The sequence below is a fragment of the Microbacterium testaceum genome (assembly GCF_001476655.1).
Classification (GTDB): Bacteria; Actinomycetota; Actinomycetes; order Actinomycetales; family Microbacteriaceae; genus Microbacterium; species Microbacterium testaceum_C.
On the sequence record NZ_LDRT01000120.1, the window covers coordinates 22,934 to 31,664 of the forward strand.

7 protein-coding genes are annotated in these 8,731 nt (G+C 69.4%); 5 read left to right on the top strand and 2 right to left on the bottom strand.

Annotated features, from left to right (window positions below):
• Positions 1–78 precede the first annotated feature (78 nt).
• On the top strand, positions 79–1,254 hold the full coding sequence (locus tag NS220_RS14980) for a zinc-dependent alcohol dehydrogenase (protein WP_058624824.1): 1,176 nt from the start codon (positions 79–81) through the stop codon (positions 1,252–1,254).
• A 92-nt stretch (positions 1,255–1,346) separates the two neighbouring features.
• On the opposite strand, the gene NS220_RS14985 is transcribed toward NS220_RS14980, so the two are convergent.
• A complete protein-coding gene (locus NS220_RS14985) occupies positions 1,347–2,570 on the bottom strand; it encodes a carbamoyl-phosphate synthase large subunit (protein ID WP_058624825.1) in 1,224 nt (407 codons plus the stop codon).
• Between the two features lie 118 nt (positions 2,571–2,688).
• On the opposite strand from NS220_RS14985, the gene NS220_RS14990 reads away from it, so the two are divergent.
• The 3 genes from NS220_RS14990 to NS220_RS15000 are packed head-to-tail and all read left to right on the top strand — an operon-like array spanning position 2,689 to position 6,309.
• On the top strand, positions 2,689–4,491 hold the full coding sequence (locus NS220_RS14990; RefSeq protein ID WP_058624826.1) for a circularly permuted type 2 ATP-grasp protein: 1,803 nt from the start codon (positions 2,689–2,691) through the stop codon (positions 4,489–4,491).
• Positions 4,485–5,417 carry an alpha-E domain-containing protein gene (locus NS220_RS14995; RefSeq protein WP_058624827.1) on the top strand — a complete coding sequence of 311 codons (933 nt, stop codon included), beginning with the start codon at positions 4,485–4,487 and terminating at the stop codon, positions 5,415–5,417. Before NS220_RS14990 ends, NS220_RS14995 begins: the two co-directional genes overlap by 7 nt.
• A gap of 46 nt (positions 5,418–5,463) precedes the next feature.
• Entirely contained in the window at positions 5,464–6,309 is an 846-nt protein-coding gene (locus tag NS220_RS15000) for a transglutaminase family protein (RefSeq protein WP_058624828.1), read from the top strand.
• On the opposite strand, the gene NS220_RS15005 is transcribed toward NS220_RS15000, so the two are convergent.
• Positions 6,293–6,916 carry a TetR/AcrR family transcriptional regulator gene (locus tag NS220_RS15005; protein WP_058624829.1) on the bottom strand — a complete coding sequence of 208 codons (624 nt, stop codon included), beginning with the start codon at positions 6,914–6,916 and terminating at the stop codon, positions 6,293–6,295. The two genes, NS220_RS15000 and NS220_RS15005, sit on opposite strands and share 17 nt — an antisense overlap.
• Positions 6,917–6,988: 72 nt before the next feature.
• On the opposite strand from NS220_RS15005, the gene NS220_RS15010 reads away from it, so the two are divergent.
• The gene (locus tag NS220_RS15010; protein WP_058624830.1) at positions 6,989–8,455 is read left to right on the top strand and encodes an MDR family MFS transporter; all 1,467 of its coding nucleotides are present in this window, start codon (positions 6,989–6,991) and stop codon (positions 8,453–8,455) included.
• The last annotated feature ends 276 nt before the right edge of the window (positions 8,456–8,731 follow it).

An 8,731-nucleotide genomic window follows, 5' to 3' on the forward strand; every position in this document is an offset into this window, starting at 1 on the left:
AGGGGGGCTCGTCAACCACCTCTGCCCGCTCCGGTGCGCGGCGCAGACTGGCCGTCCCCCGGAACGAGAGGCATCACCATGAAGGCATTGACCTGGCAGGGCACCCGCAACGTGAGCGTCGAGGAGGTCCCCGACCCCGAGATCCTCGAGCCCACCGACGCGATCGTGAAGATCACCTCGACGGCGATCTGCGGCTCCGACCTGCACCTGTACGAGCTCTTCGGCCCCTTCATCGACAAGGGCGACGTGCTCGGTCACGAACCGATGGGCGTCGTCGTCGAGGTCGGTTCGGCCGTGACGAACCTCGCCGTCGGCGATCGCGTGGTCGTGCCGTTCAACATCTCCTGCGGGCATTGCTTCATGTGCCGCCGCGGACTGCAATCGCAGTGCGAGACTACGCAGGTGCGCGAGTACGGCAGCGGCGCGGCGCTCTTCGGCTACACCAAGCTCTACGGCCAGGTGCCCGGCGGGCAGGCCGAGTACCTGCGCGTGCCGCTGGCCGACTACAACCACATCCGCGTCGGTGACGACCTGCCCGACGACCGCTACCTCTTCCTCAGTGACATCGTCCCCACCGCCTGGCAGGGCGTGCAGTACGCGAACGTCCCCGAGGGTGGCACGCTCGCGGTGATGGGCCTCGGACCGGTCGGCCAGTTCGCCGCCCGGATCGGCGTGCACCTCGGCTACCGCGTCCTCGCGGTCGAGCCCGAGCCCGAGCGTCGCGCAATGGCCGAGCGGCACGGCATCCTGACCTACGATCTGACCGACACGGTGGTCGACGAACTGATCGACCTCACCGAGGGGCGCGGGGCGGATGCCGTCGTGGATGCCGTGGGCATGGAGGCGCACGGGAACGGCGGCATCAAGCTGGCCCAGAACGCCGTGGGGCTGCTTCCCGACGCGCTCGCGCAGAAGGTGATGGACAAGGCGGGCCTCGACCGTCTGGCCGCCGTCTACGCCTCGATCGACCTCGTGCGCCGCGGTGGCACGGTCTCGCTCAGCGGGGTGTACGCCGGCGAGGCCGACATCCTGCCGATGAAGACGATGTTCGACAAGCAGCTGAACCTCCGCATGGGGCAGTGCAACGTCAAGCGCTGGATCGACGACCTGCTGCCGCTGGTCGAAGATCCCGCCGATCCCCTCGGCGTGATGGATCTGGTGACCCACCACGCCCCGCTCGAGGACGCCCCGCGCCTCTACGAGACGTTCCAGAAGAAGGAAGACGACTGCATCAAGGTCGTTCTGCGCCCCTGATCGAGGGCGCGTGAGTCGCCAGTATTCGTCGCCTGGGAACCAGCAGAAGCGACAATTCCTGGCGACTCACGCGTGCCGGGGATGCCGGGCCGTCAGACGCGGCCGGCGTGCACGGCCTCGAGGGCCTCGGCATCCGCGGCGCTCATGCCCTCGATCGGCTCGCCGTTCCAGACGATGTCGTCACCGAGGGCGGCGAGGATCTCCTTGCGGTCGCCGTGCGAGATCTTCGCCCCGTGCACGATCGTCGCCGGGCTCCAGAGCATCGCGGCGCCGTCCCACCAGCCGGCACCCACGTCGCGCACGTGCAGCAGGTCGTGCAGGGTCTTCGGCAGGTGCTTCAGCGGCTCGGTGAAGGCGTCGGCGAGGACCGCGAGCGTGATCTGACGTTCGGTGCCCGGCACCGCGACGACCGGCTCGGCGAGCTCTCCCTGGATCGCCTTCGATACGTCGTCGGCCTCGAGCAGGATGACGCCGTTCGTCGGCCGCGGGTTGCACTCGATGATCTTGTAGTCGGGGGCGGCCTCGGTGCCGTGGTCGACGAAGTCGAACGAGATCTGCCCGGTGAAACCGGGGTCGAGCGTGTCGATGAGCTGCTGCGTGTACCGGAGGGTGTCGGTGCTGTCGACCGCGATGAAGGCGATGGCGGTCGAGTGCGCCCACTGCTCGGCCGCCTTGTAGGTGGTGTGCGCCTGGACCTTCCCGTCGACGACCACGCTGTACGTGCAGACCATGGGGCCGTCGACGAAGGGCTGCACGAGCCACGGCTGCTCCGGGGTGGGCACGCACTCCTCGACGGGGATCTTGCCGGCGAGCGGGCCCGTGTTCGTCAGCAGGCCGACGCCGCCGCGCGAGAAGGCCGCGCGAGCAAAGTAGCGAGGGAAGCCGTCGATGGCCGTGCGCAGCTCCTCGGGAGAGGTGACGACGACGGTCTCGGGGATGGGGACTCCGGCATCCTGAGCCAGGCGCTGGAAGCTCGCCTTGTCGTGCAGGCGCGCCAGGTCGGCGAAAGTACCGGAGAAGAGGCGGACACCGGACGGGAGGTCGGCCACGCGCGCGGCGAGGTAGAAGACCTCCTCGAACGTGGGGATGATCAGGTCGATGTCGTGCTTTTCGACGTAGTCGCTCACCGTGGCGATGAAGGCGTCGGTCTCGAACCGCGGCGACGGGGTGGCGAGGTGCCCGGCGAGGAAGCGGGAGTGGTTGCCCACCGCGCCGTCGTACGTGTCGCTCGCGAAGACCGTGTGGCCCACGCTCCCGAGCTTGCGGATGAGGTCGAGAGCGAACGTGTTGCGGGAACTGGTGACGAGCACGCGCATGGAGGCACCCTTGGTCGTGGCGGCAGACGTAGGCGTCACTCTATCCATCCGCTGTGCCATCGCGTCAGACGACCGCGGGGAAACCTACCGGCAACACGGCCCTGAGTAGAGTCGTCGCATGGGTGACCTGTTCGACGGTTACGGCTCCACGCTGGCGCCGCGCAAGACCGCTTCCGGCATCCCGGCGTACGACGAGATGTTCGGCCTGCCGGCTTCGGCCGGGGATGCCGCCCCCTCTCGCGAGGCGTACCGGGAGCTGTACCAGACGCTCGCGCAGATGACCCAGGAGGAGCTGCGCGGCCGCACCGAGTCGCTCGCCAGCTCGTACCTGGCGCAGGGCGTCACGTTCGACTTCGCGGGCGAGGAGCGACCCTTCCCGCTCGATGCGGTCCCCCGCGTCATCGCGTACGACGAGTGGTCGCGCATCGAGGCCGGCGTCAAGCAGCGCGTCAAGGCGCTCGAGGCGTTCCTCGACGACGCCTACGGCAACCAGCACTGCGTGCGCGACGGCATCCTGCCCGCGGGTCTCATCTCGTCGTCGCAGTACTTCTATCGTCAGGCCGCCGGCATCCGCAGCGCCAACGGCGTGCGCATCCAGGTGTCGGGCATCGATCTCATCCGCGACGAGCACGGCGAGATGCGCGTGCTCGAAGACAACGTGCGGGTGCCCTCGGGCGTCTCGTACGTCATCTCGAACCGCCGGGTCATGGCGCAGACGCTGCCCGAGCTCTTCGTCTCGATGCGTGTCCGGCCCGTCGGCGACTACCCGAACAAGCTGCTCGCGGCCCTCCGTGCCTCCGCCCCGCCCGGGATCGACGACCCGAACATCGTCGTGCTCACGCCGGGTGTCTACAACTCCGCGTACTTCGAGCACACGCTGCTCGCGCGCCTCATGGGCGTCGAGCTGGTCGAGGGCCGCGACCTGCTGTGCATCGGCGGCAAGGTGTTCATGCGCACGACCCGCGGTCCGCAGCGCGTCGACGTCATCTATCGCCGCGTCGACGACGACTTCCTCGACCCGCTGCAGTTCCGCGCCGACTCGATGCTCGGAGCGCCCGGACTCATGCTCGCCGCGCGCCTGGGCAACGTCACGATCGCCAACGCGGTGGGAAACGGCGTCGCCGACGACAAGCTGCTCTACACGTACGTGCCGGATCTCATCCGCTACTACCTCGCCGAGGAGCCGATCCTGAAGAACGTCGACACGTGGCGTCTCGAGGATCCGGGCGCGCTCGAGGAGGTGCTCGACCGCCTGCCCGAGCTCGTGGTCAAGCCCGTCGACGGCTCCGGCGGAAAGGGTCTCGTCGTGGGTCCTGATGCCTCTCCCGCCGAGCTCGACGCGCTCCGCAAGCGCCTGCTCGCCGACCCCCGCGGCTGGATCGCGCAGCCGGTCGTCATGCTCTCGACCATCCCGACTCTCGTGGAAGACGGGATGCGCCCGCGCCACGCCGATCTGCGCCCCTTCGCCGTGAACGACGGCGACGACATCTGGGTGCTGCCCGGTGGGCTCACCCGGGTGGCTCTGCCCGAGGGGCAGCTCGTGGTCAACTCCAGCCAGGGCGGCGGATCGAAGGACACCTGGGTCGTCGGTGGCTCGGCCCCCTCGCACGTCGAGTACGGCCAGGGCAACGGCGTCTCGGGTCTCGTGGCCGACCAGGCGGCGGTCACCGAGGCGATCCCGATCATCTACGACGGCCAGCCGGCGCCCGCCACCGCTCCCCGCGACCCGCGCGCGGGCGGCCGGGAACAGCAGGAACAGCAGCAGCAGGATGCCAGCGTGCAGCACGGCCCGCAGGCCGAGCAGCAGCAGCAACAGACCGAGCGACGGGGTCCGGACCCTTCGACGAGCTCAGGGTCCTCGGCGGGCTCAGGGGCCTCGGTCGCGCCCGCAGGCGAGGGACGGGAGCAGGGATCATGCTGAGCCGGATCGCCGAGAGCCTGTTCTGGATCGGGCGGTACATCGAGCGCAGCGACGGTACCGCGCGCATCCTCGACGTGCACCTGCAGCTGCTGCTCGAGGACCCGTGGATCGACGAGGACACCGCCTGCCGGTCGCTGCTGAGCGTCATGGGCTCGGCGTGGCCCGAGAACGTCGACACGGTCCGCCGCGACGATGTGCTGGCCCGGCTCGCGGTAGATCGGATGAACCCGTCGAGCATCGCGTACTCGATCACCGCGGCACGCGAGAACGCCCGCCGCGCGCGAGAGATCGTCTCCACCGAACTGTGGGAGATCCTCAACACCACGAACTCGCGGATGCCGCGGCGCCTGCAGACCGACAAGGTGCACGAGTTCTTCCAGTGGGTGCGCGAGCGCGCCGCCCTGGCGATCGGCATCGTCGATTCCTCGACGAACCGCGACGAGGCGTGGCAGTTCTTCACGCTCGGGCGCAGCATCGAGCGCACCGACATGACCGCGCGACTTCTCGCGACCCGGTCGCTCACCGAGGTCTCGGGCCCCTCGTGGACGACGATCCTCCGCTCGTGCGGCGCGTACGAGGCGTACCTGCGGACCTACCGGGGGATGCCGAGCGCCCGCAACGCGGCCGAGTTCCTCCTGCTCGACCGCCTGTTCCCGCGCTCGATCATCTACTCGATCCAGCGCGCGGAAGACTGCATGAGCGCGATCGACCCCCGTGCCGACCGTGTCGGCCACTCGAACACGGTGCTGCGCGCGCTCGGTCAGATCCGCAACGACCTCGAGTATCGGCCGGTCAGCGACGTGCTCACCGATCTGCCCGAGCACATGCAACGCGTGCAGACGGTGACGCGCGAGGCCTCGGAGGCGATCCGCTCGCGGTTCTTCCCCACGCAGGCCGAACCCAGCTGGATCGGGGAGATCTCATGATGGATGCCATGTCCGCGGCGTTCGCGGTCGTTTCGGGAGGCCGGCGATGAAACGTCTGCGTATCGAGCACCAGACCGGCTTCGCCTACCCGGGCGATGTCTCGGCGTCGTACAACGAGGCGCGGATGCTGCCGCACTCGACCGACAGCCAGTTCGTGCTGAGCTCGTCGCTCGACATCGAACCCTCGACGTCGGTCAACCAGTACGTCGACTACTTCGGGACGCGCGTCGCGGCCTTCGACGTCCTGTCGCCGCACGCGGCTCTCACGATCACGGCGCGCTCGCTCGTCGAGGTGCGCCCGCGGCCCATCGAGCACGCCGACATCACCTGGGAACAGCTCGCGGTCGAGGCCGCCGGGTCGATCTCGACGGTCGAACAGCTGACGCAAACGCGCCGGACGACCCCGCACCCCGAGGTCGTGGAGCTGGCGCGCTCCATCGCCGCGCAGCACGACCGACCGGGTCCGGCCGCTCACGCCATCGCCGAGGCGATCGGCGACGCGATCGAGTACATGCAGGGCGTCACGGGCGTGCACTCGACAGCCGTCGACGCGTGGGAGGCGCGCAAGGGCGTCTGCCAGGACATCGCCCACATCGCGATCGGGGCCCTGCGCGAAGTCGGCATCCCGGCCCGTTACATCTCGGGATACCTGCACCCCAAGCCGTCCGCCGAGGTCGGCGAGGCCGTGACGGGGGAGTCGCACGCCTGGGTCGAGTGGTTCGCCGGGGATTGGCAGGGCTTCGACCCGACCAACAACATCGAGATCGGCGATCGCCACGTGCTCGTCGGTCGGGGCCGGGATTACAACGACGTGCCGCCGCTCCGCGGCGTCTACGCGGGTCCCGGCAAGAGCCAGCTCAAGGTGAAGGTGACGATCACGCGCGAGACGTGACGGCGCGGCTGAGCCGTGTCTGCACCTCGCGGTGCAGATCCTCGAGGGTGGCGGTCGTTCCGGCGTCGTAGCGGAGAGCCCACTCATCGAGGGTCGTCCGCATCTCGAGGCCGGCGACGCCGAGGGCGGTGCGGACGTCGAGTTCGGCGAGGCCGATCCGCTCCGCGATCTCGGGCACGAATCGGTCGGCCGACGTGACCTCGCGACGGACGGCGGCGCCGAGCAGCGCGGGCTCGTGCGCGATGAGCCGGCGCACGCGCAGGAAGCGCTCGCGCGCCCGGGCATCGGCATCCAGGAGCTCCAGTTCGCGTGCGAACACCTGACGCAGCGCGGTCAGCAGCGCCGCGATGTCGTCGCCGACCTCGGCGATTCCGGCGAGGGCGTCGGCGAAGCGCCCGTCATCGACGAAGACGGCGTCCTCTTTCGTGCCGGCCAGGCGGAAGAACGTGCGCGGAGAGACGCCGGCACGCGCGGCGATCTCGTCGACGGTGGTGCCGGCAACGCCCTTCTCCTCGAACAGATCGAGGGCGGCGGCGCAGATCTCCACCGCGGTCTCGCGACGTCGGCGGTCGCGCAGGCCCTCGACGGGGGCTGCCGGGGTGCTCATGTCCGATATAGTAGTCCATGTCTTATTGGCAGTAACTGCCAACTTGCCCCTTACTGCTTAGATTGGTCGACCATGGTCTCCACCGGAACCGTTCCCACCGCCGCCCCGCCCGGCAAGACCGTCCGCCCGGGCGCCGTCATCGCCCTTCTCGTCGTCGCCGCCTTCGTCGTCATCCTCAACGAGACGATCATGGGCGTCGCGCTGCCCGAACTGATGCGTGAGCTCGAGATCACCGCCGCCTCGGCGCAGTGGCTGACGACCGCGTTCCTGCTCACGATGGCGGTGGTCATCCCCACGACGGGGTTCCTCATCCAGCGCTTCCCGCTGCGGACCCTGTTCTTCACCGCGATGGGCTTGTTCACCCTCGGCACGGTGATCGCGGCGACCGCGCCCGGGTTCGGCGTGCTCCTCGTCGGTCGCATCGTGCAGGCCTCGGGTACCGCGATCATGATCCCGCTGTTGTTCACCACGGTGCTCAACGTCGTGCCGGCGCACCGCCGTGGCCGCATGATGGGACTCATCTCGATCGTCATCTCGGTGGCCCCGGCCGTGGGTCCCACCGTGTCGGGCCTCATCCTCTCGGTGTTCCCCTGGCGGGCGATGTTCATCGTCATGATCCCGATCGCCCTGATCGCGATCGCGCTCGGTGCCCGGTGGGTGCGCAATCTGACCGACACGCGACGCGTGACCCTCGACGTGATCTCCGTGGTGCTCTCGGCGCTGGCCTTCGGCGGGCTCATCTTCGGCCTGTCGAGCATCGGCGAAGCGGCGGGCGGGCACGAGATCGTCCCGATCTGGATGCCGCTGGCCCTGGGCGCGATCGCTCTGGCGGCCTTCGTCGTCCGCCAGCTGCGCCTCGGATCGACCGATCGGGTGCTGCTGAACCTCGGCGTCTTCCGGCACTCGTCGTTCACCGTCGCGGTGATCCTCGTCGTCGTGGCGATGACGACCCTGTTCGGCGTGCTCATCCTGCTGCCGCTGTACCTGCAGAACGTCCTCGGTCTCGGCACGCTCCCCACGGGCCTCATGCTGCTTCCCGGCGGACTGCTGATGGGGCTCATGGCCCCGCTCGTCGGGAACCTCTTCGACCGCTTCGGCGCACGCCCGCTCGTCCTCCCCGGCGCGGTCGTGGCGAGCGTCGCGCTGTGGGGATTCGCGACCCTCTCCGCGTCGACGCCGGTCGGTTTCGTCATCGCCGTGCACTGCCTGCTGAGCCTGGGCCTGGCCTTCATGTTCACCCCGCTCATGACCTCGGCGCTCGGCTCGCTCCCGCGCGAGCTCTACCCGCACGGCTCCGCGATCGTCTCCACCGTGCAGCAGCTCGCGGGAGCCGCGGGCACGGCGGTGTTCGTGACGCTGATGACGGTGGGCGCCGCGTCGGCGGCGAGCGGGGGAGCGGGTGTCGTGGATGCCACGGCCTCCGGCATCCACACCGCCTTCTTCGTCGCCGCGTGCCTGTCGATCGCGGTGATCGTGCTCGCGGCGTTCGTGCGGACGCCGAAGCAGGTCGAGGGTGCGGAGGGGGTGCCGGGGCACTGACTCCTCCGCGCGCGGGGGTAAGGCGGTCCGCGCGGGTGGCGGGGCGTCTGTCGGGCACACGTGGCGGCGGCGTACTGCGCGGCTGCACCGAGCCGACTCGAGCGCCGAGAAGATACGGGTCGCGGCGGAGGCTTCAGCCTCGCCTGCTCCTCCGCTCCCGCTCAATCCTACATGCGATCGGCAGGACGTCACTACGCGGTGCAGCTGCATCTCCGCGTAGGCGCACTCGACCGCTACCTCAGCCCGCCGTGATCATGCCTAGCACATCGCACACTA

Bases quoted from the DNA above. Each gene is read 5' to 3' on its own strand.
- NS220_RS15010 (WP_058624830.1), top strand. From the start codon at position 6,989: ATGGTCTCCACCGGAACCGTTCCCACCGCCGCCCCGCCCGGCAAGACC.
- NS220_RS14990 (WP_058624826.1), top strand. From the start codon at position 2,689: ATGGGTGACCTGTTCGACGGTTACGGCTCCACGCTGGCGCCGCGCAAG.
- NS220_RS14980 (WP_058624824.1), top strand. From the start codon at position 79: ATGAAGGCATTGACCTGGCAGGGCACCCGCAACGTGAGCGTCGAGGAG.
- NS220_RS15005 (WP_058624829.1), bottom strand. From the start codon at position 6,916: ATGAGCACCCCGGCAGCCCCCGTCGAGGGCCTGCGCGACCGCCGACGT.
- NS220_RS14985 (WP_058624825.1), bottom strand. From the start codon at position 2,570: ATGCGCGTGCTCGTCACCAGTTCCCGCAACACGTTCGCTCTCGACCTC.
- NS220_RS14995 (WP_058624827.1), top strand. From the start codon at position 4,485: ATGCTGAGCCGGATCGCCGAGAGCCTGTTCTGGATCGGGCGGTACATC.
- NS220_RS15000 (WP_058624828.1), top strand. From the start codon at position 5,464: ATGAAACGTCTGCGTATCGAGCACCAGACCGGCTTCGCCTACCCGGGC.